Genomic DNA, 25,468 nt, shown 5'->3' with positions numbered 1-25,468 from the left:
ATTTTGAGGATGCCGTAGCCATGATGGGCCGCATGACAGAAAGCCTGTCGTGGATTGCCGGAGACGCATATGGTCTTACCGATGCCCCTGACATGCTTCGTGACCTCGCCAACGGTGCAGGCCCTTTGAAAGCAATTGTCGGCGTTTAAAGGGGAACGTTCATGACGGCGCCATTGGCAGCTCGCAACGGTCTTTTTCTTCTACTCAGTTCGCGAAACCAGTTTGGGGTTGGAACGGGTGTTATGGAACGGGCGGACGGTACTTCGTTTAGGAGACGGACCTTAAAGGATTAGCAGCACCAGAACGAGGTCGCGCCACAGCGTGGCAGACGTAATCTGCGGCCACCGTCTCCTACTCGGAAACCTTTTTCACGAACTGTGACTTGAGCCCCATCTGGCCAATGCCCGGGATCTTGCAGTCGATGTCGTGGTCTCCCTCTACCAGTCGGATGCCGCGCACCTTCGTGCCCACCTTCACCGTAGAGGAGGCGCCTTTCACCTTCAGATCCTTGATCACGGTGACCGTGTCGCCATCGCGCAGGACATTCCCGACGCTGTCACGGATCTCCGGCTCACTGTCCTCTGTCGTGCCCCCTTGCCATTCATGACCGCATTCCGGACACACCAGAAGGGCATCCATCTGGTAAGTATAGGTGGAGGAGCATACGGGGCACGGCGGCAGTGTTTCGGTCATGCCGAAGCTATAGCGACAGTCCGCACAGGAGACCAGAGAGGGCTAGGCCTCGGAAGTGTCCCACTGTGAGAACCGGATGCTGTCGCTCATCGCGCTGGAACGGCGGCAAGGCGGAGACAAGAAAGGCTCCAAACAGGGGCTGACTGCCGAGGTGAGCGCACTGGATAGCTGGGGTTCGGGCTAGCGCTCACTCCAGACGCGGTAGTGCGCGGCGGAACGCCATGACAATCTCGTCGACATCAGCAAAGCTCATCACCGTCGAAAAGCATATCAACCCGTTCGCCGCGATGATGACACCTTCGTCAAACAAAATGCGAGATAGCTGGACTACCTTCCTAGCACCTTCGGCATTAGCCAGCACCGTCGAACGAAAGTCGCTGAGCTCACTCCGGGTCAAGTGAATGCGCCGCAATGAGCCCAATCCCGTGATCTGCGCCTCAAGACCCAGTTCATCCAGCAGAGCCTGCATTTGGGTTTGGAAGTAATCACCCAAAGCATCGAGATGGTCGAAACAGGCGGGCGTCAGGGCCTCCATGCAGGCAAGACCTGCCACCATTGACATCGGGTTGGCCGAGAACGTGCCACCGTGCTGAACCTTGGGCGAACCGATCGAGGGATCATAGACTGCCATAACATCGCGGCGGCCTGCGACCGCCCCAATAGGGAAGCCGCCGCCAATAATCTTTCCCAAGGCGGTCAGATCGGGGTTGATCCCATAGTGGCCCTGCGCGCCATTGTAGCCCAGGCGGAAGGTGATGACTTCGTCAAAGATCAACAGGGCGCCGATCTCTTGCGTCACGGTGCGCAGCATCTGCAGAAATTCCGGCGAGGCGGGCACCAGACCGGCACGGTTGGGCATTACATCGACTAGGACGGCGGCCAGGTCATTGCCCTTGGCGCGCAGAATGCGCTCTGCCACCTCGACATTGTTGAATGGGATGACAATCACATCATCCAGAACCCCTTGCGGAGTGCCGGCGGCGGTCGCGACCGATTTCGGTTCGTCGATATCACCCCAGTTTTCCGGCCGCGCTTCCTGGCTTGTTTCGGCAACGTCGAACGTGCCGTGATAGGCCCCCTCGCACTTGGCGATCTTGGCGCGGCCTGTGAAGGCGCGGGCGACCTTGATGGTGTTCATCACAGCCTCGGTGCCCGAGTTGGTGTAGCGCACGTGTTCAACCGAAGGCAGACGCTCCACCAGCAGCTGCGAAAGCGCAACCTCACCCGGCGTCGCCATGCCGAAGCAGAAGCCTTTCTCCAGCTGCTCGCGCGCGGCGACCCTGATCGCCTCGCAACCGTAGCCATGGATCAGCGAGGTGAAATTACCCACCGCATCGATGCGGCTGTTGCCGTCGATATCGATGATGCGGCAGCCCTCGCCCCGTTCTGCATAGACCTGATGGGGTACGCGGAAGACGGTGTGACGGGTGTTCCCGCCGGGCATGACTTTCCTGGCTTCCTCGTAGAGGGCGGCCGACTTCGAAGTGTCAAATGCGGTCATTGCTCTGTCCAGACAATAAGATGGCAAGCTTTTCGGGGATCGTCGGTAATGGCATCAGCCGCCATAGCCCATGTTCAGGTCATATTCGCGGGCAGCAGGATCACGGTCCTCGGGCTTGCCGTATCCGCCACCCCCGGGTGTGCCCACGTCGATGTAGTCCCCGGAGGCGAGACGGAAATTCTCGCCTTTCGATATGTGCTCAGGTTCGAACTCGGCTCCGCCGATATTGACGCGGATGCGGTTTGGCTGGCCATCGGAGCCGCCCAGCACGCCCGGCGGTCCGAAGCGGCCATGCTCCATCAGGAAGGACGCCGTGCCCTCACCGCGCAGCAGTCGCATGCGGTAATCCACGCCCATGCCACCGCGGAACTTGCCATCCCCGGACGAGCCCTCCCGCAGCGCATACTTCTCGATCAGCAAGGGGTAACGTTGCTCAAGGATCTCCACCGGTTGCGACTTCGAGATGCCGATGGTCGAGCAGCCGTTCGATATGCCGTCGCCGGCCCACCATCCGCCGTAACCACCTCCCGAGAAGTAGTACATGATGTAATGCTCGTCGGCCTCGGGGTCGAAGCCACCCAGTGAGAGGTTGCCCGAGGTGCCGGCGGGCGCTGCGAACAGTTTGTGCGGGATCGCCTTGGCAAGCGCCAGAAACACCGACTCCATGATGCGTTGGGAGACCTCCGCCGAGCAGCCCGCCACCGGGCGGGGATATTCAGCGTAAAGGAAAGTGCCTTTGGGGCGCAGGACGTTGAGCGGGCGGAAGCAGCCCGCATTCATCGGTACATTGGGGAAGATATGCTTCATGCCGATGAAGACGGCCGATTGGGTCGTCGCCCAAACCGAATTCAGCGGACCGCGGCAGGGCTTGGATGAGCGTGAGAAGTCGAAGGTAACATTGGTTCCCTCGACAGTGACGTCGATTGCAACCTCGAGCGGCTCATTGATGACGCCATCGCTGTCAATGAAGGCGGATGCCGAATAGGTGCCATCGGGAATGTCGGCAATATGAGCGCGCATCATCTGCTCGGCCCGTGCCTCGATCTCGGCCACGCAGCCATTGACAACATCCAGACCATAACGGTCGATCAACGCAGTCAGCGATTTCTCACCCGCACGCAGGGCCGCGATATGCGCCTGAATATCACCGACACGTTCGGCCGAAACGCGGATGTTGGCCAGGATCATGTCGACCACGTCCTGGACCATCTCGCCCTTCTTCATGATCTTGACAGGCGGAATGCGCAGGCCTTCCTGGTGGATCTCGGTCGCAGTGGTCGAGAAACCGCCGGGCACCATGCCACCGGTATCGGGCCAGTGGCCAGCATTGGCCAGGTAGCACCAGAGCTCGCCCTTGTAATAGAAGGGCATGACCATCTTGACGTCCATCAGGTGGGTGCCGCCGCGATAGGGGTCGTTGACGATGATGATGTCGCCCGGCTCCAGATCGGCGCCTCGTTCTTCGATGACCGAGTTCACGCATTCCTGCATGACGCCCAGGAAGATCGGCAGGCCGGTCTCCCCTTGGGAGATCATGCGGCCATCCTGGATACCGTAGATGCCGTTCGACCGGTCATAAGCCTCAGAGATTACCGGCGAAAACGAGGTCTTCTCATGGACGAGGTCCATTTCGGTGCAGACCTGCTGGAGGCCTTTTTCAACAACCGTCAGCGTGACGGGATCAATAGCTGCCGCGCTCATGCTGCAGTCTCCTCAAAAGTCACGACGATATTGCCGAAAGCGTCCACTTCCGAACGCGTACCTGGATCAAGGATCAAGGTGGTGTCGGACTGCTCAACGATGGCGGGGCCGTGAATGACATGCCCCACCGGCAGTTCTGCGCGGCTGAAGATTTTTGTCTCGTGCCATGCGCCCTCGAACCAGACCCGGCGGGTGCCCCTGAATGCGGCCTCTGCTCCTCCGCCGCGGGGCGCGAAAGCGGCCAGGGAAATGCGGTCGCGGCGGCCGATGATGGCGGTGCGCACGTTGACCAGAACGGGGATCATCGTGGGCAGCTCTATACCGAAGCGGGCCATAAAGGCTTCATGGAAAGCCAATCGCACGGTTTCGGCGTCAAAATTGCCCTCGGGGGCGGGAATGCGCAGAACATGGCTTTGACCGCGATAGAGCAGTTCGAATTCGTGGACCAGAACCAGCTCGTTGACGACGACCCTCTCGCGATCGAGCAGCGCCTTGCCTGCCGCAATCTGATCCGCAATGATTTGATCAACTACGCCCTCGGCAATGTGCTTCAGCGGCTGGTTGATGGTTTGCACGAAGTCATGGCGGACATCGGCCAGGATGCAGCCCAGTGCCGAGTTCAAGCCGGGGAACCGCGGCACCAGGACTCGCGGCAAGTTCAGCATTCTGGCGATCGCTACCGCATGAAGCGGTCCTCCGCCGCCATAAGGCATATAGGTGAAGTCTCGCGGATCGATACCCTTCTCTACGGAGATCAGCCGGATGGCGCCAGCCATCTCGGCCACCGCGACATCGATGACAGCCTGGGCTGCGGCGACGGCATCCAGGCCCAGCGGCCCGCCGATCTGCTCGGTCAAGGCCGCCTTTATCTTTTCAAGAGGTGCGTCGCCTGTCGCGCCCGTCACCGATGTGGGATTCAGACGGCCCAGCATGTAGTTGCAATCTGTGATCGTAGCCTTCTCGCCACCGCGGCCATAGCCGATGGGTCCCGGGAAAGAGCCGGCGCTTTCAGGACCGACCCGTAGCATGCCAGCCTTGTCAACATACGCAATGGAGCCGCCACCCGCGCCTATGGTCGAGATGTCGATCATAGGGATGCGGATCGGCATGGCATAGGCCAGCTCTTTTTCCGAGGTCACCAGGGGCGCGCCATTGGTGACCAATGCCACATCGAAGGAAGTGCCGCCCATGTCTCCGGTCACGATATTGTCGTAGCCCGCGAGCTTGGCCAATTCCGCGGCCGCCAGAACGCCAGCCGCGGGACCGGACATAATCGTATGCACGGCGTGTTCCGCAATAACTGGCGCCCCCGCCATGCCGCCATTGGCCTGCATGATCAGCAGGTCATGGTCAAAGCCCTCGGCCTTGAGCGCGCTATCCACCCGCTCGATATAGGCCGAAACGATGGGCGCGATTGCAGCATGGATTGCGGCGGTTGTGCCGCGTTCGAATTCGCGCATCTCGCGCACGATTTCATGCGAGGCGACGACATAGGGATTGGGCCAGATCTCCCGCACGGCGGCAGCGGCGGCAATCTCGTGCTCGGGGTTCACATAGGAATGCAGGAACTGGATCACCAAAGATTCAACACCTTGGGCAAGCAGATCCCTTGCCTGATCAAGAACCTCCTCGATAGCCACGGGAGTGACGATGCGACCCTGGGCGTCCATGCGCTCGGCCACTTCGCGACGCAGATCACGGGGGACAAGGGGCCGGAAGCTGCCCGAAAGGCCATAAGCATGGGGACGGGTCCGGCGGCCAAGTTCAAGCACGTCGCGGTGGCCCTGGGTGGTGATAAGACCAATCCGTGCGCCCTTATGCTCCAGAACGGCATTGGTGCCTGCGGTAGTCCCATGCACCAGCCAGCGGATGTCTGCAGGCTTTACACCCAGCCTGGCGATCCCTGCCAGAAAGCCGCGTGCGCGGTCATCAACGGTGGTCGGGACCTTCTCGGTGCGCACTTCGCCTGTTTCAGTATCAACCAACAGAAAGTCGGTGAACGTACCTCCGACATCCACCCCTATGGTAACAGCCATTTGCCTTGATCCCGTCTCGATTTATGGAACTATGTTCCGCTTAATGACAAGATTCAGAATCTCAGAGGTGATTGTCAAGCGGCAAACCGCAGGTTAAGAATTTCTCGCTCTAGCGGTTTGGGACATGGTCGGGGCACTATTTTTTCCTCTAATTTTTGTGCAGGGCTGATGCCAAAAAACAAAACTACCGCCGACAGCCCGCTCGAACGCTATTTCAGCGTGCTTGAGGCGGTGATTGCTTCGGGCAATGGCTCAACCTTGACGGAGGTGGCCAATATTACAGGGCTTCCGAAGCCTACAGCTCATCGGCTGCTCAACGCTTTGACCGAGATCGGCGTGCTCTCCCATGATGACTACAATCGGAAGGGGTTTGTTGCGGGAGATCGCCTTTGGCGCTTGTTGCAACTGGGGGTTAACCCCTCGCAGGTGACGCGCTTTGCCCAACTTATTGCGCATGAACTATCGCTCGCGTTGGAAGAAACTTGCTATTGCGTGCGCTATGACGGCGAGAAGGTGCAATCAATCGCCCAGGCGATTTCGCCTGCGGGGTATCGCTTTCACGTCGTGCCGGGCGATGTTCTGCCTTTCCATGCGGCAGCGGTTTCCAAGGTCATCCTGGCCTCTCAGCCCGACGACGTCGTGGACCATCACCTTTCCGGCGAGTTGACGCGCTATACCGATCAGACGAAGACCTCGCGCATTGACGTCTATGCGGAACTGGCAGAGGTGCGCAAAACCGGCTTTGCCATTTGCGACCGCGAGATCGACGCCAATGTGGCCGCCTATGCAGTGCCGATCAGCTTGTCAGGCCAGCCCGTGGTCTATGCACTAGGGGTAACAGGGCCTGTTGAACGCATTCTTGCCAAGGAAGCTCATCATTTTGTTGGACCCTTGATGCAGGGAGCCGAGCGCTTCGCCGCCCTGATCGCCAAAGGTGAGCCCCTGCGCTGACTTCTTGACCAAGACGGAAGGAAAAAGCCGCCAGCGGTACTGGCGGCTTTCGTTTTTTTACATGATCAGTCTGGGTAACCAGGTGATGATCCCAGGAAAGATCATCATCAAGGCGACAGCAAAGATCATGATAAGAACGAAGGGGATGATCGATCTATAAAGTTCGTTCATGGTCACATCCTTGGGTGCGACCCCTTTCAGATAGAAGAGGTTGTAGCCAAAGGGCGGCGTCAGAAAGCCCATCTCCATCAGCACGATAAAGAGGATGCCAAACCAGATTGGATCAAAGCCCAATTGCACGGCCACTGGCGCAAAAATCGGCGCGGTGATCATAATGATACCGGTAGTTTCGAGCACCATGCCCATCAGCGCAAGAATGACAAGCATGACGGTGATAATGACCCAGCGGTTCCATTCCAGGTCAAGGATCAGCCCCTCGATCATGCGCGTCGCGCCGATTGCCGTGTAGAAGGTGGACAAGGCCGAAGATGCGATGATGATCCAGAATATCACCGCCGAGAGGATCAGCGTCTCGCGCGAAGCCCCGAGGAGGTTCTCGAGTGTTAGGCGACGTGCCAGGGCTGCTGCCAAGACCGCACCCCCCGCACCTACCGCGCTGGCTTCGGCTACAGCTGCGGTGCCGGTCAGGATGGACGCCATCACAGCCACCGTCAGGCCGACGGGCAGGATAACCGCGCGTAGGCTTATGAGCTTTTCCTTCCAGCTGTACCTGACGGTATCGACATGAACCTTGGGGTCGAAGGCCGAACGGAGATAGGAATAAAGGCCAAAGAGAAAAGCCAGAAGCAGACCCGGTATCACCCCACCCATATAGAGGCCGCCGATCGAGGTATTGGCAACAAGCCCGTAGACGATCATCGTCACCGAAGGTGGGATCAGGATGCCCAGAGAGCCCCCTGCTGCAATAGAGCCCAGCGTCATTTGGCGGTTGTAGCCGCGCGAGAGCATTGCCGGAATGGCAACCATGCCCATTGCAATCGTTGCAGCGCCAGAAATGCCGGCCATGGCCGAGAACATCGTGCAGATCAGGATGGTCCCTATGGCCAGCCCCCCGCGCATGCCGCCCATGAACTTCTGCATGGTGTCGTAGAGATCATCAGCGATACGCGATTTCTGCAGCATCGATGCCATGAAGATGAACATCGGGATCGACAGGTATTCGAAGCTGGTTGCCGTTGCAAAGGCGCGCATGGGGATCATGCTCAGCGCGGCAGGGCTCCAGAAGAAGTAGATCATCGTAACCGAAAGGCCGCCCAAGGCGATGGCGATAGGGACGCCAAGGCCGAGGAAGAAAAACATTCCGCCAAAAAGCAAAATAGAGGCGAAGGTTGGATCAGCCATGGATCTGGATCTCCTCTTCGACGTCTTGCTGGTCTTCGGGGTGCAGGAACAGATGCCACTCGTTCAACAGATAGCCCAGCCAGCCTAGAAGCATCAGCGAAGTGCCCGCCGGGACCAAGGCTTTGAAGAGCCAAACGGGCGCTGCCCAGTTCGATGAGACAGGACGTTCACCCGCGATGAAGGCGCGTTCGGCAAAAGTATAGCCGTGCTTGATGAGTACGAAGGAAAGCGCCAGCAACAGCGCGGTGGTCACGAAGGTATCGATCAGCAGGCGCGTTTTGTGCGAAAATCCGGCATAGAGCGCATCGACACGAACGAATTTGCCCGTGCCTAGCGTCCAGGCCCCGCCCAGCATGATCAGAGCACACATCAACCAGACCGCGACATCATGTGCCCAGGGCAAGGAGACTCCAAGCATCATGCGCGAGCCGATCTCGAGAAGAATAACAGCTGTGATTGCCAAGACCGAAAGGGAAACCACCTTGCCGATGGCTTCCAGAACTCGGCCGATCAAGTTCGAGAGAGCTTTCATTCAGCGCGGCCTAGTTCTCTCAGATAATCAGTCAGCAGGTTAACCGCCTTTTCATGCAGGCCCCCTTGCTCGGCATAGGCCATCCATAGCGAGCGCGCGGAAGCTTCCATTTTGGCAAACTCCGCATCCTCGATAGTCACCAGCTCCATTCCTTTAGCCTGCATATCAACCAGGGCTTGGGCGTCCTGCTTCATGCCTGTGGTCAGATAGTCGAGCGAGGAGAGCATCGCCGCTTCGCGCAGGATTGCCTTCAGATCATCCGGCAAGCCTTCCCAGGCCGCCATGTTGACCGCGAAGAAATTGTTAGGCGCGGGCATCGGAGAGGGCTGAATATAATATTTCGCCACTTCCTGGAGCGAGATGTTCTGGTTCGCCGATGGACTTGCCCAGCGAGCCGCTTCCAAGGCGCCGGTGGCCAGGGCGGTATAAAGCTCCGAACCTGCCATGAAGACAGGCGAAGCGCCCATGCTTTCATACCAGTTTGCCTCGAGGCCGAAGGCACGGATCTTTAAGCCGTTGAAGTCCTCGACCTTGCGGATCGGTTTATTGGAAACGATATCCCACTGCGGTGACACCTGAGGGCCCAGATAGAAAACCCCATAAGGTGCGTAGGCTTCACGGGCAATCTCGATGAACCCCTTGTTGTAGAAGAAGTCGAAGCTCTCGAGCGGGCTGCGCAGAGCGCCCGGAACGCCACTCTCAATGGAAGCGACAGGGCCGACTTTACCCGCATAATAGCCGCCAGTTAGCATGCCCATCTCGGCCACCCCCGCTCCCACGGCCTCGAGACCGTCTGCGATCGGGAAGAGCGAGCCTACCGAGTAAACTTCGAACTTCATGCGGCCTGCTGACATCTCTTCGACAAGCTTGGCAAAGCGCTGTTCAACGGCGACGTGGCCCGGATCGCCCGGGTTGAGGTTCGTTTGCAGGCGCCAGACATAATCTTGAGCCATGGCCGGCGCGCCGGATAGGCCCGCAATAACTGCTGCACACAGTCCCGCCGCCAAAGATCTGAAAATTCCCATCTTACTCCCCCAACTTTCCGTTTTCTGGAACAATCTACCGAATATTGAAATAAAGTGCATGGCGTCGTCAATGAATTTTCTACGCCTACAACCGACGTTTTTGCTCTTCCAAAAAAGTGCTCAGCAGCGCGCAATCTTGCACCCACTTTAGGCAGTGCCACGCACTTTGCGAACGGGCGCGCCGGAAGATGTGCATCTGACATCAAGCGCCCGATCACTCTGTAACTGGTGACAGGTTAGCGGCGTAACGTCGCGGCAGTAGCTCGAGGTACATTCTGCAATCTGAACAGGACGACCAGTTCCTGCATAGGGGCTCAGACTGGCAGCAGATTTGTCAGAGTTTGGATCCAGACCTTGCAGCTGTCCTCGGAAGACATGGAGTTCTTATGCGCTCTGAAGCAAAGGCAAATCATCCAGTCGGCGGGACATCAGTGCCGCCTTTGTCTTGAGGATCGGTTGCTTGCTCAGCCAGTTTGCTTCGATCCGGGAACGCGGACCGACGACGCCGACGCTGAAGTAGCCGCTTCGCCCGTTTACGTTGAGGGAGGTTGCAAAGCTGCCGGTGTCGGGATCCTCTTTCCCAAAGCAGGTCGCAAAGGAACTTTCGGCAATACTGGCCATCTCGTGGGTGTACTCATCGCCGCCTGTGTCTGAATGATCCGGGAAGCGGAGCTTCATCTTGGCGATCATCTCGTCGCGTTCAGCAACGGGGAGGTAGGCAAGAATGGCCTTTGCCGCACTGCAGATGGCGGGACGTAGCCCCACCGGCGGAAGAACACCTCCAGCAGCGCCATCATTCGGCAGCTGGCGCAGGAAGAGTTCAACACCGTTGCCCGTCAGCCGGGCCGCAAAGGAAGTTTCTCCAGTCTCGTCCGCCAAAGCCCTCAGTTCCGGACCGAGAGCAGAGCGCAGACGATCTTCAGGAATTCCCCCGAGGACAAGCCGGCACAATCGGCTGCCGATCCGATATCCCTGCCCGACCCTCTCGGCCAGCTTCAGCCTCTCCAGTTCACCAAGAAGACGATAGGTCGTGGCCTGCGGCAGGCCTGTGTGCCGGGCAAGCTCAAGCGGTCCGGCCGCAGCGCGTGTCGCGGAAATCGCCTCGAGCAGCATCAGCATGCGATCATTCATTTGCTTTTATCAGATTTTGAGGCACCCTTCTCACTACACGGTAAACTTCTTTGAGGCTGCCGTGAATGGGGAGGAAGATATGAAGGACGATCTTTTTTCAAGTGAACGCTATGGACCGGCGGAAAGACGGATGGCCGAAGCTCTCGTCGAACTCGAGAACCGCATCATGGCAGGTGCTGTCGCAAAGGAGGAATGCGACTGCAAGGAAGGCATGTTCCCAGCCCTGACACGGCGAGGGCTGCTGTCGGGTGGCGCGATCATGTCGGGTCTGCTGCTGTCGGGCGGACATGCCCGGGCCGAGGCGCCTCCGGGCGCGATCGAGTATCCAGTCCAGCCGGATCCGACAAAGGAACAGGGGCGCCTGATCCTGGATGACGGCGGCTATGGATCCCGCTCGCAATTCGAAAACGAGATCCGCTGGCGCTATCCCACCGACAGCCTTGACTCGAGCTGGTCCATGACACCTCTGGCGTCGGGCCACGGCATCATCACGCCATCCGGGCTGCACTTCGAGCGCCACCATGGCGGGATCCCCACCATTGACCCGGCCACCCACAACCTGATCGTCCACGGCCTCGTCGACAAACCCTTGCGCCTGTCCATGGCAGACCTGCGCCGCATGCCGTCTGTCAGCCGCATCCACTTCATCGAGTGTTCGGGCAACGGATTGACCGAATGGGAGAAGCCGACCCTCAAGACTGTGCAGGGCACGCATGGGCTGACCTCGACCTCGGAATGGACGGGTGTGCTGCTGTCCACCGTGCTGAAGGAAGCCGGCATTCAGGACAGCGCAGCCTGGATCCTGGCCGAAGGCTCGGATGCCGCTGTCATGACGCGCTCGGTACCGATCGATGTGGCGATGAACGACGCGATCCTGGCCTATGCCCAGAACGGCGAGGCCCTGCGCCCTGAACAGGGCTATCCTCTGCGCCTGCTTCTGCCGGGATTGGAGGGCAACACGCATATCAAGTGGCTGCGCCGCCTGGAGGTCAGCGACAAGCCCTTCATGACACGGGAGGAGACGTCCAAGTACACCGACCTCATGCCCGATGGCACCGCCCGGCTGTTCACGCTGGAAATGGATGCAAAGTCGGTCATCACCTTCCCTTCGGGCGCCATGAAGCTGCCGCGCCCGGGCTTTTACGAGATAAGCGGCCTGGCATGGTCGGGCCGCGGGAAGGTCGCCAAGGTCGAGGTTTCCGCAGACGGCGGCAAGACTTGGGCCGAAGCAGCCTTGCAGGAGCCGGTGTTGAACAAGAGCCACACGCGCTTCCGCATGCCCTGGATCTGGGACGGCAACGAGGCCGTCCTGCAGAGCCGCTGCACCGACGAGACAGGCTATGTCCAGCCGACGTTGACCGACCTGGTCCGGGTTCGCGGCACCAAGTCTGTCTACCACCTGAACGCGATCCAGAGCTGGCATGTGGCTGCCAATGGGGAGGTGACCAATGTTCACGCGTGAACTCACGCTTGCCGGGCTTCTGATGGCTGCCTGTACCATGGCCCAGGCCCAAACGGAGACCTCAGCCTCGGATGCAGCGGCACCACGGACGGTTGCAGCCTTGCCCGAGCCCGTAGGGGACTTCGAGGAGCCGATGCCACCCTCCCCTGTCGTGGGAGCCACCGACGGGGAAGCCACACCAGGACTGGATGCCAACTTCGGGATTGGACAGCCTGCGACGGCAGAGGAAATCGCCGCGATCGACATCGACATCATGCCGGACGGGTCCGGCTTGCCTGAGGGGAGCGGAACCTACGCAGAGGGTGAGACCATCTATGCCGAACAATGTGCAAGTTGCCACGGCGATAACCTGGAGGGCATCAAGGAAACCGGCGCCCCTGCCCTGATCGGTGATCGAGGCAGCCTCGCCACAGACAAGCCCCTGAAGACGGTTGAAAGCTACTGGCCTCATGCCAGCACGCTGTTCGATTACATCCACCGCGCAATGCCGCTGCACGCGCCGGGCTCCTTGTCGGCGGACGAGGTTTATGCAGTTTCGGCCTATATCCTGGGCCGCGGCGGCATCCTGCCGGAAGATGCCGAATTGGATGCTCAGAGCTTCAAGGAGATCGAGATGCCGAATGCCGATGGCTTCGTGGAGGATCCGCGACCAGAGGCCATGTGAGAAGACCAGCAGGCCGCCCTGCAAGGCGGCCTCACCTGAGCAATTTTGGGCCAAATACCGGATGCAGCAGGAGCCGCTGGTTGGTTGAAATTGCATGCGCTTGGCTCAGCGATGCTCGGCGCTCGTGGCTTTCGTCCGGTGCGCCTCGTGCAGGAAAAATGGCCAGAACGGGTGTTATGGAATGGCAGGAGAAGAACCTGTAGCGTTCCAAGTGCTGTGCAACCGATGGACATCATCGAAGCGAATGGCGCTTCGCAACATTGCAACATAGGTCTGCGTCGTCTTTCTTCCCGGAACACCCGCCAAGTTATTGCATTGTAGCAGAGAGAGTATCCCCCAGCCGCTTATATACTGAGCAGCAAACGGTCTGAGCATCGATCTGGCTCCGAAGACTATTCAGAACAGCGTCAGCTTAGTACAATCCCGCCATCCACGTTCAACGTCTGCCCGGTTACAAAGGCGCTGTCATCCGAGCAGAAGAAAGCGACCGGACCGGCCACATCGTCGGGATGGCCGATACGCGCCATTGCCGTCTTTGCCTGCCACGCGCCGCGCACTTCGGGATCGTCCAGGTTCACTCGGCCCATGTCGGTCAGGATGATGCCAGGGCAGATGCAGTTCGCCGTAATGCCGAAGGGTCCGACTTCTTGCGCCAACACGCGGGTGAAGCCCATGACGGCAGCTTTCGAGGCCGAGTAATGGGCCTGCTCGGGTGCACCATGCTTGCCGCCGATCGACGAGATGTTGCAGATCCGGCCATAGCCTTGTGCCTTCATGACCGGCAGCAACGCCTGCACCACGAGGAAGGTGCCCTTGGCATTCACGTCCATCACGCTGTCCCAGTAATCCTCCGGGCAATGCTCGACGTCCGAGGCGCGCAAGATGCCTGCGTTGTTGACGACCGCATGGATCGTCCCCAGCCGTTCCACTGCGGCATCGACCATCGCCTGCACCTGCGTCTTGTCCGAGACATCGGCATGAAGTTCCTCGACCCGGCGGCCGAGCGCGCGAGCTTCATCTGCAGCGGCTTTCAACCCCTCGGCTTGGGCTGCGATGTCGTTCAGGGCAAGATCGAAGCCCCGCTGCGCAAGTCCCAGGGCAATGGCCCTGCCAATTCCGCGGCTGGCGCCCGTCACCAATGCGATCTTTCCGTTTCCACTCATCTTCAAGCCTTTCAGATTGCCGTATAGCCGCCGTCCACCATCAGCACGGTGCCGGTCACATAGGATGCTGCGTCGGATGCAAGGAATGCCACGGCCAGCGCAATCTCGCGCGGCTCGGCCAATCGCCCCATCGGCGTGCAGGCAAGCCAGGTATTGAACCATTCCGGTTTGGAGCGACCCTGCAAGGTCAGTTCGGTCGCGGTATATCCGGGCGCCACCGCATTGACGCGGACCTTGCCTGCCCATTCGACCGCCAGCGATTTCGTCAGCAGGTTCACCCCGGCCTTTGCTGCGTTATAGGCAGCCTGAGGCTGGGGATGGACCGTCACCTTGCTGCAGATCGAGCTGAGGTTGACGACCGAGCCTTTGCCCGCCGCGACCATGTGGCGGCCGAAAGCCCGAGAGGTGTGGAAGACTCCGTGCAGGTTCACATCCATTACGCGTCGCCAATCGGCCAGATCGACCTCCAGGGAAGGGGCGTTCATCACGATGCCTGCGTTGTTCACCAGGATATCCGGCGCACCGTGCCGGGCGACCAGGCTCGCAGCGGCTAGCTCGGCAGCATCGGCATCGGTCACGTCCAGCGTCAGCGCATGGCCGTTCAACTGCTCGGCAAGGGACATGGCGGCGGCCTCGTCTCGGTCTGCCACGATAACGGTGGCACCTGCCTCGGCAAGAACCTCGACTATTGCACGACCGATACCCGCAGCCCCGCCCGTGACAACCGCCAGCCGCCCAGCCAGGTCAAATTCGCGGATCATGCCAATGCTCCCTTCAAGGCCGGATAAAGCCCCAGGTAACGCTGGTAGATCTCGTGATACATTGCTGTCTCGCGCGGGCGGGGATCAATGCTGGTGCCGGGACGCACCATGGCGGCAATGCCATCGTCGATGCTGCTAAAACGTCCGGCGCCATGTGCCGCCAGCACCGCCGAGCCAGTCGAGGGAGCATCGGCCGATGCGGGAATGCGCACCGGCAGACCGGCGGTATCGGCATGGATCTGCATCCAAAGCCGTGATGCGGTTGCGCCCCCGCCCACCGTGATCTCGGTCGAGGCATAGCCCCCGGCCCGAAATGCATCCAGGATCGCGCGAGTGCCAAAGCCGATCCCCTCCATGATGGCGCGAAACACATGATGCGGCTCATGCGCCAGCGTAAGACCGACAATGGCGCCGCGGCTCAGGGGGTCGGTATAGGGCGTCCGATTACCCTGAAAATGATCCTGCACAATCACCCCATCGGAACCGGGTTCCAGCGCCTCGGCCTTCCGGTTCAACTCGGCTAGATCCAGATTGCCCCCGCAGAAGCGCCGCAACCAATTGATGATCGAACCGGTCGAGGTCTGCCCGCCTTCGACGATCCAGCGGTCAGGATAGACGATATCGGGATAGGCGCCCCATACGCCCGGCGCATGCAAGGGCGCCTCGGTCACGCCGAACTGCAAATGCGATGATCCGGTGATCAATGCAAGCTGGCCTGGCTTGGCCACACCAAGGCCGATCATGCCGATCAGCGCGTCGGCCCCACCTTGGACGACCTTGACTTCAGGTCTCAGGCCGAGCGCCGCGGCCGCCTGGGGGGTGAGGGTTCCGACGACCTCACCAGGGGGCACCACGCGGTCCGGCCATTTCTCCGCCAGATCATCAATCCCCAGTGCGGCCAGAATACCGCGCGCCCATCCACCGTTGCGGTTGGAATAATGCCACCGCAGGCCCGTGTTGTTCAGACTGGCGCAGCGTTCCCCTGTCAGGCGGAGAGTAAGGAAGTCTTGGTATTCACAGATGGTATAAGCCTCATCATAGACATGCGGCTCGTTCCGCTTCAGCCACAATGCCTTCGGGATCATCCATTCTGCCGATACTGGCCCCTGCCCCGCGCCGTTGATTGCCAGTGCCGGATCGCCGGTGGCCAGAACCGCATCGGCCTCGGCATTTGCGCGGACATCCATCCACATCAGGGCGGGACGCAGCGGATTGCCGGCCTTGTCCAGCGCAACGACCGTGCAGCAGGTGGTTGCAAAGCACATGGCCTCGATCTGGGATGCGTTGATCCCGGCGTCCCCGACCGCCCCTGCCGTTGCCGCGACAAGCGCGTTCCACCAGTCCTCGGGCGCCTGCTCCGCACGGGCGCCGGGGGCGAAGCGAGTATCATAGCTGACCGCCTTCTGTCCAAGGCAGTTGCCCGACAGGTCATAAACGCGCGCGCGCAAACTTTCGGTGCCGCCGTCGGCGGTCAGATAATAGGCCATTCTTTCCTCCCGTTCCCCTCGCGCCGGTCCTCAAGCCAGCTTGCGAAAGGCCTCCAATGCCTTACCGGAATACATAATTGCCGGCCCGCCGCCCATTTCCACCGCGACTTCCAGGGCCTCGATCAAATCACTCTCGGTCGCGCCGTGGCGCCGGGCCGCATCGAGGTGATAAAGGATACAGTCCTCGCAGCCTTTGGCGACCGAAATGGCGACGGCCACCAGCTCCTTCTGCGCGGCGCTGAAGCCGCCTGCCTGGGTCGCCTGACGGCTGATTGCGGCAAAGCCCTGCATCAGTACGGGCGCGGATTTCGCGAATGCACCAAGCCGGGCCTTGGCCGCGGCAAGATCGGCGGCGGTATCAGCCATGTTGGCCTCCGTTGAGGATGAAGTCGGCCAGTTCGCGTGGGGCATCCCATTGCGGCATGTGGCCGGCGGGCAGGAAATGCGCGGCGACGTTCAAGGGCAGGTTCAGCGCGTCGGTCGCTGCGACGATCCGATCATCGGTCCCGAAGACCGCCGAGACCCGCAGGTTCAACTGCGCCAAGGGCCGCAGGATGTCGATACGTTGGCGGCCGTCTGGCGTCGCAATCTGCGTGGCCAAGTCCTTGAGCCGTCCCCGTGCCATCTCGCCCGCCATCTGGCGCAACGCTGCATCAGACAGCGCGCCGCCCTTCGGTCCGAGAAGGCGCAGCAGATGCGCGACCTCTCCAGAACTGTCGGCCTGGGCCATGCCATGAACGAAATCCGCGCCGATGCGCGGACCGCAGCCTGCGGGCGTCAGCAGGACCAACCGCGCGATGCGAGAGCCGAGCCGGGACGACGCCGCGACCGCGGCCGCTGCCCCGAGGCTATGGCCAACCAGCGTCGCGCCAGCGGGCAAGGTCTCGGCCAGACGCGTCACGGCATCAGCTAGGACAGCCAGGTCCGGCCCTTCGATCTCGGTCGCGCCATGGCCGGGTAGATCCAGGGCCACGGCGGTATGGCCCGCTCGCGCGATGGCGGCCGAGAGTTGCGCCCAAGCACTGCTATCCCCCGCAAAGCCGTGGACCAGCAGATGCACCCGCCCGCCGGTGCCCGCGACGGTATAGGCCACGCGGCCCGCTGGGGTCTGCAGCCAGTGCAGATCGCCAGCGGCGGGAGCACCACCCCCCGATAGACGTTCGACATCGGCCCGCTCGATGCGGCCACGCCGTCCTGTGCCGGTGATCTGGTCCAAGGCAATGCCGCTCTGCCGGGCCAACCTGCGGGCCAGCGGCGTTGCCCGAAGGCGGTCCGACCTTGCGGCGTGATGAGGAGCCGTCGGGGCCGGGGTCGGAGCCTCGGCGAGTTTCGCGGCAGCTTGGCCGGCAACCTCCTCGACACGGCCCTCGACTTCGGCAATGGGCGCCCCGACCGGTAGCTTTTCACCGGGCTGTGCCAGGATACGCAGCACCCGTCCCTCATAGAGTGCAGGCACCTCGGCTACGGTCTTGTCGGTTTCGACCTCAAGGATCGCGTCGCCACGGCCATATGCCGCGCCCTCCAGCACCAGCCAGCTCGAGATCACGCCTTCGTCCATTGTCTCGCCCAGCTTGGGCATTCGTAGGATCGACACCGGCGTAGCCTCTTCGGCGACGGTTGCCTCGGCGGGCGCCGCATTCTCGTCCGCCCAGTCCGCCTCACTGAAGACTTTGGCGCGGGCAATCGGCTTGCCGACCTCGATCCGGTCACCGGGGCTAGCAAAGGTTTCTTCCAGCATTCCATCGCCTAGAGCAGGAAACTCGACCACGGTTTTGTCGGTCTCCAGTTCCAGGATCGGCTGGCCGCGTTTGAACGCCTCGCCCGGCGCGACCATCCAGCCGACGATCACGCCCTCGTCCATGGTTTCGCCAAGGCGTGGCATGGTCAAGGTGAGGCTGTTCATGCCGCCACCCTTGCGCCGAGTAGCTTGCGGGCTGTCTCGAGGATCAGTTGCGGTCCGGGCACCGAGCCGGTTTCCAGCGCGGTCGAGACCGAGATCGGGATATCCTCGCCAGCAACGCGGACCACCGGGTCTTCAAGATAGTCGAAGCACTCCTCGGTAATGCGCGCCGAAAGCTCGGCCGCAACGCCGGCGGTCATGACACTTTCGCTGACCACCATGGCGCGGCCTGCACGTTCGACATGCTCGCGGATCGTGTCAAAATCCAGCGGATTCAGGGTGCGCAGATCGATGACTGTCGCCTCGATCCCGTCCGTCGATAGTTTCTTCGCCGCCTCCATGACATAATGCAGCTGCCGCGAATAGGTGACGATAACCAGGTCCTTTCCCTCGCGCCGGACGGCCGACTTGCCCCAAGCCAGAGGCTCGGCGTCGAGATCGACCGTCTCCTTCATCGTGTAGAGTGCCTTGTGCTCGATGAAGACGACCGGATCGGGCTTGGTCAGCGCCATGCGCAGCAGGTGATAAGCGTCTGAGACCGTGGCGGGCATTGCCAGCCGCAGGCCGGGGGTGTGCATGACGTAAGCTTCAAGGCTCTGGCTGTGCTGGGCACCCGCCGAGCGGCCGGTGCCGCCTTGGGTGCGCAGGACCATCGGCACGCCGATCTGGCCGCCGAACATGTAGCGGATCTTGGCGGCCTGGTTGCCCAACTGGTCCATCGTCATGCCGATGAAATCGACATACATCAGCTCGGCCACGGGACGCAGTCCCGCCATCGCAGCGCCAACCGCCGCGCCGATGATCGCGGGTTCTGAAATCGGCGTGTCAATGACGCGTTCGGCCCCGAATTCCTTGATCAGTTCCTTGGTGACGGCATAGGCGCCACCATAGCGCCCGACCTCTTCCCCCATGATGATCACATCGGGGTTCTCGCGCATGGAGTCGATCAGCGCCTGACGCAAGGCGTCGCGGTAGGTCAGTTCCTGAAGTGCCATTTTCTCTTACCTTTTAGGCGCGGGCCAGGATGCGGTCGATGCGGGTCCGAACCGGCTCGGGCTCTGGTTCCTCTGGCGCATAGACATCGCGGAACATCGTCGACAGCGGCGGCTCGGTCTGCGCGATGGTGAAGTCAATGGTGGCGTCCATCTCGGCGTCGATCTGGGCGTCAAGCGCATCCAGTTCGGCTGCATCGGCCAGACCGCGTTCCAGCAAGGCCGCGCGGGCAAAAGCCACCGGGTCCTTACGGCGGCCCGTTTCCTCCTCAGTCGCATCGCGATAGGGCGACTTGTCCTTTCGCGCATGACCATAGAACCGATAGCAATCGACGACCAGGAAAGCTGGCCTGCCTTCGCGCGCCCCAGCAACCAGACGCTCAGCCGCTTCAGCCACGGCTTCGACATTCAACCCGTCCACAGTCTCGGCCGCTAGCCCGAAGGCATGGGCACGCTCATGCAGCACGGCATTCGCAGTCGCTTGGTCAATCCGGGTACCCATCCCATACTGGTTGTTGATGCAAACGAACACGCAGGGCAGCCGCCACAGCGCGGCCATGTTCATGCTTTCGTAAAGGATGCCCTGCCCCGTTGCCCCGTCCCCGAAGAATGCGACAGAGATCTTGCCGGTCCCGTGATGCCGGGCTGCCAGCCCCGCACCGATGATCGCCGGAATGCCGCCGCCTACGATGGCATTCGCGCCCAGATGCCCCAGACCCATGTCGGCGATGTGCATCGAGCCGCCCTTGCCACGACAATAGCCCGCTTCCTTTCCGCCGATCTCGGCCATCATGCGGTTGGGATCGGCGCCGCGCGCCAGGAAAATACCATGGCCGCGATGGTGGGTGGTGAAGGTGTCGCCGTCCTGCATGTGGGCGCAGAATCCCGCCGCGGCGCTTTCCTCCCCAATGGAGAGATGCAGCATCGAGCCTGCGGACTGTCCGCGGACGAACAGCTCGCCCACGCGTTCCTCGAAGGTGCGGATGCGCCGCATGGTGCGATAAAGCTGCGGCAGGTCCGTGTTGGGCCTGGCAGACGCGGCGTGAATGGCCTCGGGCTTGGTCATCCCAGACTCCGTCAATTAGAGAAGATTGAGCTTGGTGCTGCGCGACACGATCGCGACGGCCACAAGAATGATGGCGCCCTTCACGATGGACTGGATGTAAGTATCCATGCCCATCAAGTTCAGGCCGTTGTTGATGATGCCGATGAACAGCGCGCCGCAGAAGGTTCCGAGCACGGTCGCCGTTCCGGGGCGCAGCATTGTCATGCCGATGAAGACCGTAGCGAGACCGTCCAGCAGGTAGCGTTCGCCAGCGTTGGGTTGCCCCGAACCGAGCCGCGCGGCTAGCAGGGTGCCCGCGATCACCGCGAACAGCGAACAGACGACCAGCGACGCGGCACGATATCGGCGCACCTGGACGCCGGACAGTTCGGCCGCTTTCTGGTTGCCGCCGACCGCATAGACGTAGCGGCCGAACACCGTCCGCTCCATCACGAACCAGGCTAGGGCGACCGCGCCCAGCATGAAGAAGGCCAGAACCGGGATACCCAGGATCCTGCCCTGTCCCAGCCAGAGATAGGCCGGCGGCAGGCCCCCATATATCGCGCGACCGCCTGTCACTAGAAAGTTGATCCCGAAGAGGATCGACCCTGAGGCCAGAGTCGCAATCAGTGAAGGAATACCAACAATGGTGACGAAAAAGGCGTTCATCAGGCCGACGGCTAGACCGGCGCCAAGCCCCGCCAGCAGCGCCAGCGGCAGGGGCGTGCCCGCGACCAGTAGCAGGGGCACGAGCACGCCTGCCAAGCCGACGGTGAACCCGACCGACAGATCCATCTCGCGGGCGGCGAAGCCGAAGGTGAGACCCGCGCCCACGATGGTCAGCATCGATATCTGCTGAGCGATGTTCAACAGGTTCTGAGAGGTCAGGAAACGGTCCACGGTCAGGCTGAAGACGATGAACATCAGCACCAGCACGACAAGGGTACTGTAGCGCTGGACGTGATCCTTGCGGACGATGCCCAGCACCATGTCGTGGCGGGCGGGGGCAGCGGCGCCAGAGGCGGTATCGCTCATGCTGCGGCTCCTGAGATAGCGGTGATGAAGGTGCTTTCCGAGAAGTCAGTGGAGTGGATTTCCGGCCCCGGACTTTGTCGGACAAAGGGAATGACGCGATGCGCCACGGATTCAATTTCCAGTAGGTCCGACGAGGCGATGATAATACCCACCCCCTGCCCAGCCAGTCTGCGCATCTCGGCATAGATCTCGGCCTTGGCGCCGATATCTACGCCCTCGGTCGGTTCGATGAAGATCATGATACGATAACGGTCGGACGCGCCGTAAAGCCACTTGCCGATCGAGATCTTCTGTTTGTTGCCGCCCGACAGCTCGCGCAGCAGCTGGCGCGAGGAATGTGCCTTGACGTTCATCAGTTTCATGACGCGGCGAGCCTCGGTCTCCTCGCGCCGGGGTGACAGAATGCCGCCGGCTATCGTGCCGTGGTTGGGATGAACCATCGACAGGTTCTCGCGCAGCGTCCATTCGCCGATCAGCGCGTATTCCATGCGGTGGTCCGGCACCAGGGCAATGCCAGCATCCTGCATCTTCCGGGGCGGGCCCAATTCGGTCGGCTTGCCAGCGATTGTCAGTGTCTGGCAGCGAGCGCCGGCGGGATTGTGCAGCGATCGGGCAAAGCCGAAATGTCCTGCGCCCGTCAAGCCAATCAGGCCCACGATCTCGCCCGCGTGCAGGCTGAAATGCGGGACATGGATCGCTCCGACATGCCAGTCGCGCACATCCAGAACCAGGGGCGCATCAGACTGTGTGGTGGATGCAGCAGCCCCCCGCAGTTGCGCCCCACCCGTGCGGCGCAACATCAGTTCGACCAGTTGGTCCTCGGACAGGGCCTCGGCAGGTTCGGAACAGATATGGCGACCGTCGCGCAACACGGTGATGCGGTCGGACAGCGCCTTGATCTCGGACAGGAAGTGGCTGATCAGCACGACCCCGACGCCCTGCTGCGGCAGGGAGCGGATGATCTGCCATAGCTGTTCCTTTTCGCGTGCGGGCAATGTTGCCGTCGGCTCGTCCAGGATGACGATCCTGGGACTGCCGCGCAGGGCGCGGACGATCTCGATCACCTTGCGGTCTGCCATCGGCAATTCCGCAACCGGCCGATTGAGATCGATCGAAACCTTGGGAAACCATCGAAACATCAGTTCGGTAGCGTGCCGCTGCAATGCTCCCTTGCGGACGATGATACCTGCCAGCCTCGGCTCATGGCCCAGCAGGATGTTCTCGGCGCCATTCAGGCCGGGAACGAGGCTGCCTTCCTGGCTGACATGGGCGATGCCCTGCAACAAGGCGTCATGGGGAGACGACAAGCGGACCGCCTTGTCCCCGATCATGACCTGCCCCTGACTGGGTTGCAGGCTTCCGCCCAAAACATTGACCAGCGTCGATTTGCCGGCACCGTTTTCGCCGATCAGGCCATGGACCTCATTGTTGCGAAAGGTGACGCTCACGCCATCCAGCGCACGAGTGCCAGGGAACTGCATCACGATGTCTGCCAAGTGGACGTCCATGGTTCTGCCTTTCACATTGAGAAGCCGGGGCCGATCAGGCAAACCCATCCGTCGGGCAGCGGCAGGCTGCCCGCCAGGTATCGGCCCCGGTTCATGATGGTTACTGCAGGAATTCCTGGCAGTTCTGTTTGGTGATCAGCGGCGCGTCCATGTAGACAGTCTTCGTCGGGATCACCTCGGCGGCAGGCTTGCCGTCTACCACGATGGCCTGGATCCATTCCGCGATCTGGCCGCCCATCTTCTCAAAAGGCTGGCCCACGGTGGCGATCATTTGGCTTTCGGGCTTGCAAACCTCGGCCACTGCCTGCGGATGACCATCGATGCCGATAACCTTGACGTCGGTCAGACCCTGCGCGTTCAGCACGTTCACCACCGCCTGCGCCGGTTCATCCCAAGGCGCCCAGACCGCGTCGATATCTGCACCGAAGCGGGCCGCGTAATCCTCCATCGTGCGCGAGGTGTCCTCGAAGAAGGCGTTGTAGTCGATGTTGTGCTCAGCCAGCACCTTTACGCCCGGATACTCTTTCAGCACCGAGGCCATCACGTCGCCCCGCTTGCGGGTGCCGTGGTGTTCGGCCATGCGGAAGAAGACCAGATTGCCTTCGCCGCCCATCTGGTCGAGCAGGTAGACCGACACATCCGAGGACATCGCCCAGTTGTTCGTCGTGACATCCACCACGATGCCTTCCACATAGCCGGAGTCCGCAGCGAAAACCGGGATGTTGGCTGCCTTGGCGGCATCAAGGGCCGCGCGGCTGGCACGCAGGTCGGCCATGGTCATCACAATCGCATCGACACCACGGCTGGCGGCATCCTGAATGTTCGAGGCAGTCGCCTCGCCGGACCCGCCGCTGTCGAGATAGCTGACATTCCAGTCGGTCTTGCCATTCTCCTCGATCCAAGCTTCGAAGCCCGCCTTGGTCCGCTGGTCGGACTGGGCGGCGGCGTTAGAATGCACCATCGCGATCTCGAGCGCGCTTGCCGTTCCCGTCGCGCCCAACAGCGCAGCGACAGAACATGCGACCGCAATACCGGAAATCCGGTTTCTCATCTGCAAATCCCTCCCTGGGCCAGCTATCTGGAAAGTTCCAGTGCTGGAATCTGGTTCGCCGGTCCTCTTCCGACAGGCCAAGGATGCGGCGGTTAATTACATTTGTCAACCATCGTGACATTTGTCACGAAGCCGATCAGAGTAGGAGACAGGATGCTGGTGAATGGAGCCGGAATGCAGGAAGACGATGTTTTGATGACCCGTGCTGCCTGGCTCTATTATGTCGGCGGCCTAAACCAGGAGGCGACGGCCAAGCGCCTTGGAACGACACGGGCGCGAGTAAACAAGCTGCTCTCTGACGCACGTGATGCGGGCCTAGTCAGCATCACGATCAATCCCTCGAATGTCGGCCTGCTGCCGGTAGAGGAAGCGATTCGCACCCGCTACGGACTGAATTTCTGCATCTGCACCCCTGCGCTGCGCTTTGACACGCCCGGAAAGCATGATGACGCCCTGCTGGCGCCCTTCGCCTTTCGTGCTGTAGGGGCGGCGGCCGCATCCCACCTGCGCAGGCACCTGTCCGAGACCCCGCGAGCCGTAATTGGCACTGGGTGGGGTCGCACGCTGGAACAGATGACCCTGCAAATGGCCGGAGTAAGTGCACCCGGGGCAAGGTTCATCAGCCTGATGGGATCCCTGACGGCGAATTCAGCCTACAACCCATTCGAGGTTGTTCACTCTCTGGCCAGGACATCCGGCGGCGAAGGCTTCTTTCTTCCCGTCCCGTTTATCGCCGATACGGCTGAGGCGCGTGAAGTGCTGGTCTCGCAGCAATCCGTGCAGCACGCGCTAAGTTTGGCCAAGGCCGCAACAATGGCCTATATCTCCTTGGGCGAACTACGCGAGGATTCCTTGCTGCGCCGCCAAAACATGATTACCGCGCAGGAACTGTCCGAGCTTCGCGAATGCGGGGCCGTAGGAGACACGAATGGGTTGTTCTTCAACGCAGCCGGCGCAGCGGTGGACCATCCGTTGAATCATCGAACCATCGGCTTAGGGCTGGAGGATTTACGAAAGATACCGACTGTCGCGCTGGTGGCTGGGGGCAGTAAGATCGACGCGGTGCGTGGGTTCTTGGCAAGCGGCATTGCGACGGGACTTGTTATTGACGGCGACACGGCACTGGATCTCATCAGTGTAGCATAACCGCAGAGCATGACAGTGCTGATCGCAGAATCTCCCAAAAGCCTGAGGTAAAACTCCTCATCCTTCTGCACGCACCCTGTCATTCTTGCGAGTGCTGCTCTGGATCGGAACGGGTTTTATGGAAGTCCGGGACCATATCGCCCGGCAGTCGGTCACGGCCCACTTAAGCCTTGCAGTCGAGCGTCTGCAACGATCTTAGCGCCCCGAATGCTTTGTGGCGCCAAGTGTCCATTTTACCGGTTTCTCCCCGTTTGTCTTACCTCGCCAACGATCATAAAAACCAAGCTCAATGACTAACCTTGCCTTGCAGCTCGTCCTCACT

22 protein-coding genes are annotated in these 25,468 nt (G+C 61.0%); 4 read left to right on the top strand and 18 right to left on the bottom strand.

All coding sequences use genetic code 11. The features are described from left to right. Positions 1–351: 351 nt before the first annotated feature. The 4 genes from CK944_RS17035 to CK944_RS17020 all read right to left on the bottom strand — a co-directional run bounded on the left by CK944_RS17035 (position 352) and on the right by CK944_RS17020 (position 5,931). Complete coding sequence (locus CK944_RS17035) at positions 352–693, bottom strand: zinc ribbon domain-containing protein YjdM (protein ID WP_103174276.1); 342 nt, start codon at positions 691–693, stop codon at positions 352–354. Positions 694–880: 187 nt separating this feature from the next. Next, positions 881–2,194, bottom strand: a complete 1,314-nt coding sequence (locus CK944_RS17030) for an aspartate aminotransferase family protein (protein ID WP_103174275.1) — start codon at positions 2,192–2,194, stop codon at positions 881–883. Positions 2,195–2,248: 54 nt separating this feature from the next. After that, complete coding sequence (locus CK944_RS17025) at positions 2,249–3,895, bottom strand: hydantoinase B/oxoprolinase family protein (RefSeq protein ID WP_103174274.1); 1,647 nt, start codon at positions 3,893–3,895, stop codon at positions 2,249–2,251. Beyond that, entirely contained in the window at positions 3,892–5,931 is a 2,040-nt protein-coding gene (locus CK944_RS17020; protein ID WP_103174273.1) for a hydantoinase/oxoprolinase family protein, read from the bottom strand. Before CK944_RS17020 ends, CK944_RS17025 begins: the two co-directional genes overlap by 4 nt. A gap of 168 nt (positions 5,932–6,099) precedes the next feature. On the opposite strand from CK944_RS17020, the gene CK944_RS17015 reads away from it, so the two are divergent. Then, on the top strand, positions 6,100–6,882 hold the full coding sequence (locus CK944_RS17015) for an IclR family transcriptional regulator (RefSeq protein WP_103174272.1): 783 nt from the start codon (positions 6,100–6,102) through the stop codon (positions 6,880–6,882). A gap of 57 nt (positions 6,883–6,939) precedes the next feature. On the opposite strand, the gene CK944_RS17010 is transcribed toward CK944_RS17015, so the two are convergent. The 4 genes from CK944_RS17010 to CK944_RS16995 form a co-directional block, all read right to left on the bottom strand. Further along, the gene (locus CK944_RS17010; RefSeq protein WP_103174271.1) at positions 6,940–8,244 is read right to left on the bottom strand and encodes a TRAP transporter large permease subunit; all 1,305 of its coding nucleotides are present in this window, start codon (positions 8,242–8,244) and stop codon (positions 6,940–6,942) included. After that, a complete protein-coding gene (locus tag CK944_RS17005; protein WP_103174270.1) occupies positions 8,237–8,776 on the bottom strand; it encodes a TRAP transporter small permease subunit in 540 nt (179 codons plus the stop codon). The genes CK944_RS17010 and CK944_RS17005 overlap by 8 nt, the downstream gene beginning before the upstream one ends. Further along, a complete protein-coding gene (dctP, locus tag CK944_RS17000) occupies positions 8,773–9,801 on the bottom strand; it encodes a TRAP transporter substrate-binding protein DctP (protein ID WP_158248035.1) in 1,029 nt (342 codons plus the stop codon). The genes CK944_RS17005 and dctP overlap by 4 nt, the downstream gene beginning before the upstream one ends. Before the next feature lie 384 nt (positions 9,802–10,185). Beyond that, entirely contained in the window at positions 10,186–10,932 is a 747-nt protein-coding gene (locus CK944_RS16995; RefSeq protein WP_103174268.1) for an IclR family transcriptional regulator, read from the bottom strand. A 130-nt stretch (positions 10,933–11,062) separates the two neighbouring features. Here CK944_RS16995 and soxC point away from each other — a divergent pair, with 130 nt between their 5' ends. Together soxC and CK944_RS16985 are read left to right on the top strand one after the other, a co-directional pair. After that, complete coding sequence (gene soxC / locus CK944_RS16990) at positions 11,063–12,394, top strand: sulfite dehydrogenase (RefSeq protein WP_239986123.1); 1,332 nt, start codon at positions 11,063–11,065, stop codon at positions 12,392–12,394. Between the two features lie 133 nt (positions 12,395–12,527). Beyond that, entirely contained in the window at positions 12,528–13,058 is a 531-nt protein-coding gene (locus CK944_RS16985) for a c-type cytochrome (RefSeq protein ID WP_103174267.1), read from the top strand. 407 nt (positions 13,059–13,465) lie between these two features. Here CK944_RS16985 and CK944_RS16980 read toward each other — a convergent pair whose 3' ends face one another. From CK944_RS16980 to CK944_RS16935, 10 genes are all read right to left on the bottom strand, one after another. Further along, positions 13,466–14,221, bottom strand: coding sequence for an SDR family NAD(P)-dependent oxidoreductase (locus CK944_RS16980; protein ID WP_103174266.1), 756 nt, complete (start codon positions 14,219–14,221; stop codon positions 13,466–13,468). An 11-nt stretch (positions 14,222–14,232) separates the two neighbouring features. After that, entirely contained in the window at positions 14,233–14,982 is a 750-nt protein-coding gene (locus CK944_RS16975; RefSeq protein ID WP_103174265.1) for an SDR family NAD(P)-dependent oxidoreductase, read from the bottom strand. Beyond that, positions 14,979–16,469 (bottom strand): ribulokinase, encoded by a 1,491-nt coding sequence (locus CK944_RS16970; RefSeq protein WP_103174264.1) that lies wholly within the window; start codon positions 16,467–16,469, stop codon positions 14,979–14,981. The genes CK944_RS16975 and CK944_RS16970 overlap by 4 nt, the downstream gene beginning before the upstream one ends. A gap of 30 nt (positions 16,470–16,499) precedes the next feature. After that, a complete protein-coding gene (locus CK944_RS16965; protein ID WP_103174263.1) occupies positions 16,500–16,835 on the bottom strand; it encodes a carboxymuconolactone decarboxylase family protein in 336 nt (111 codons plus the stop codon). After that, complete coding sequence (locus tag CK944_RS16960; protein ID WP_103174262.1) at positions 16,828–18,372, bottom strand: alpha/beta fold hydrolase; 1,545 nt, start codon at positions 18,370–18,372, stop codon at positions 16,828–16,830. The genes CK944_RS16965 and CK944_RS16960 overlap by 8 nt, the downstream gene beginning before the upstream one ends. Further along, positions 18,369–19,364, bottom strand: coding sequence for an alpha-ketoacid dehydrogenase subunit beta (locus CK944_RS16955; protein ID WP_103174261.1), 996 nt, complete (start codon positions 19,362–19,364; stop codon positions 18,369–18,371). Before CK944_RS16955 ends, CK944_RS16960 begins: the two co-directional genes overlap by 4 nt. A 13-nt stretch (positions 19,365–19,377) precedes the next feature. Further along, positions 19,378–20,427, bottom strand: a complete 1,050-nt coding sequence (locus CK944_RS16950) for a thiamine pyrophosphate-dependent dehydrogenase E1 component subunit alpha (protein ID WP_205049081.1) — start codon at positions 20,425–20,427, stop codon at positions 19,378–19,380. 15 nt (positions 20,428–20,442) lie between these two features. Next, positions 20,443–21,441, bottom strand: a complete 999-nt coding sequence (locus CK944_RS16945; RefSeq protein WP_103174260.1) for an ABC transporter permease — start codon at positions 21,439–21,441, stop codon at positions 20,443–20,445. Continuing rightward, positions 21,438–22,949: a sugar ABC transporter ATP-binding protein gene (locus CK944_RS16940; RefSeq protein ID WP_103174259.1), complete on the bottom strand. Its 1,512-nt coding sequence runs from the start codon at positions 22,947–22,949 to the stop codon at positions 21,438–21,440. Before CK944_RS16940 ends, CK944_RS16945 begins: the two co-directional genes overlap by 4 nt. A 100-nt stretch (positions 22,950–23,049) precedes the next feature. Beyond that, positions 23,050–24,000 (bottom strand): substrate-binding domain-containing protein, encoded by a 951-nt coding sequence (locus tag CK944_RS16935; RefSeq protein WP_103174258.1) that lies wholly within the window; start codon positions 23,998–24,000, stop codon positions 23,050–23,052. A gap of 174 nt (positions 24,001–24,174) precedes the next feature. Here CK944_RS16935 and CK944_RS16930 point away from each other — a divergent pair, with 174 nt between their 5' ends. Next, positions 24,175–25,146 carry a sugar-binding transcriptional regulator gene (locus CK944_RS16930; RefSeq protein ID WP_103174257.1) on the top strand — a complete coding sequence of 324 codons (972 nt, stop codon included), beginning with the start codon at positions 24,175–24,177 and terminating at the stop codon, positions 25,144–25,146. The last annotated feature ends 322 nt before the right edge of the window (positions 25,147–25,468 follow it).

Source organism: Paracoccus sp. SY (assembly GCF_002901215.1).
Classification (GTDB): Bacteria; Pseudomonadota; Alphaproteobacteria; order Rhodobacterales; family Rhodobacteraceae; genus Paracoccus; species Paracoccus acridae.
The sequence above is the reverse complement of the archived record's forward strand: the minus strand, read 5'-3'. Positions and strand labels throughout refer to the sequence as shown.

Excerpts from the sequence above, each read along its gene's own strand:
- CK944_RS17035 (WP_103174276.1), bottom strand. The coding sequence starts at position 693 with ATGACCGAAACACTGCCGCCGTGCCCCGTATGCTCCTCCACCTATACT.
- CK944_RS17030 (WP_103174275.1), bottom strand. The coding sequence starts at position 2,194 with ATGACCGCATTTGACACTTCGAAGTCGGCCGCCCTCTACGAGGAAGCC.
- CK944_RS17025 (WP_103174274.1), bottom strand. The coding sequence starts at position 3,895 with ATGAGCGCGGCAGCTATTGATCCCGTCACGCTGACGGTTGTTGAAAAA.
- CK944_RS17020 (WP_103174273.1), bottom strand. The coding sequence starts at position 5,931 with ATGGCTGTTACCATAGGGGTGGATGTCGGAGGTACGTTCACCGACTTT.
- CK944_RS17015 (WP_103174272.1), top strand. The coding sequence starts at position 6,100 with ATGCCAAAAAACAAAACTACCGCCGACAGCCCGCTCGAACGCTATTTC.
- CK944_RS17010 (WP_103174271.1), bottom strand. The coding sequence starts at position 8,244 with ATGGCTGATCCAACCTTCGCCTCTATTTTGCTTTTTGGCGGAATGTTT.
- CK944_RS17005 (WP_103174270.1), bottom strand. The coding sequence starts at position 8,776 with ATGAAAGCTCTCTCGAACTTGATCGGCCGAGTTCTGGAAGCCATCGGC.
- dctP (WP_158248035.1), bottom strand. The coding sequence starts at position 9,801 with ATGGGAATTTTCAGATCTTTGGCGGCGGGACTGTGTGCAGCAGTTATT.
- CK944_RS16995 (WP_103174268.1), bottom strand. The coding sequence starts at position 10,932 with ATGAATGATCGCATGCTGATGCTGCTCGAGGCGATTTCCGCGACACGC.
- soxC (WP_239986123.1), top strand. The coding sequence starts at position 11,063 with ATGGCCGAAGCTCTCGTCGAACTCGAGAACCGCATCATGGCAGGTGCT.
- CK944_RS16985 (WP_103174267.1), top strand. The coding sequence starts at position 12,528 with ATGCCACCCTCCCCTGTCGTGGGAGCCACCGACGGGGAAGCCACACCA.
- CK944_RS16980 (WP_103174266.1), bottom strand. The coding sequence starts at position 14,221 with ATGAGTGGAAACGGAAAGATCGCATTGGTGACGGGCGCCAGCCGCGGA.
- CK944_RS16975 (WP_103174265.1), bottom strand. The coding sequence starts at position 14,982 with ATGATCCGCGAATTTGACCTGGCTGGGCGGCTGGCGGTTGTCACGGGC.
- CK944_RS16970 (WP_103174264.1), bottom strand. The coding sequence starts at position 16,469 with ATGGCCTATTATCTGACCGCCGACGGCGGCACCGAAAGTTTGCGCGCG.
- CK944_RS16965 (WP_103174263.1), bottom strand. The coding sequence starts at position 16,835 with ATGGCTGATACCGCCGCCGATCTTGCCGCGGCCAAGGCCCGGCTTGGT.
- CK944_RS16960 (WP_103174262.1), bottom strand. The coding sequence starts at position 18,372 with ATGAACAGCCTCACCTTGACCATGCCACGCCTTGGCGAAACCATGGAC.
- CK944_RS16955 (WP_103174261.1), bottom strand. The coding sequence starts at position 19,364 with ATGGCACTTCAGGAACTGACCTACCGCGACGCCTTGCGTCAGGCGCTG.
- CK944_RS16950 (WP_205049081.1), bottom strand. The coding sequence starts at position 20,427 with ATGACCAAGCCCGAGGCCATTCACGCCGCGTCTGCCAGGCCCAACACG.
- CK944_RS16945 (WP_103174260.1), bottom strand. The coding sequence starts at position 21,441 with ATGAGCGATACCGCCTCTGGCGCCGCTGCCCCCGCCCGCCACGACATG.
- CK944_RS16940 (WP_103174259.1), bottom strand. The coding sequence starts at position 22,949 with ATGGACGTCCACTTGGCAGACATCGTGATGCAGTTCCCTGGCACTCGT.
- CK944_RS16935 (WP_103174258.1), bottom strand. The coding sequence starts at position 24,000 with ATGAGAAACCGGATTTCCGGTATTGCGGTCGCATGTTCTGTCGCTGCG.
- CK944_RS16930 (WP_103174257.1), top strand. The coding sequence starts at position 24,175 with ATGCAGGAAGACGATGTTTTGATGACCCGTGCTGCCTGGCTCTATTAT.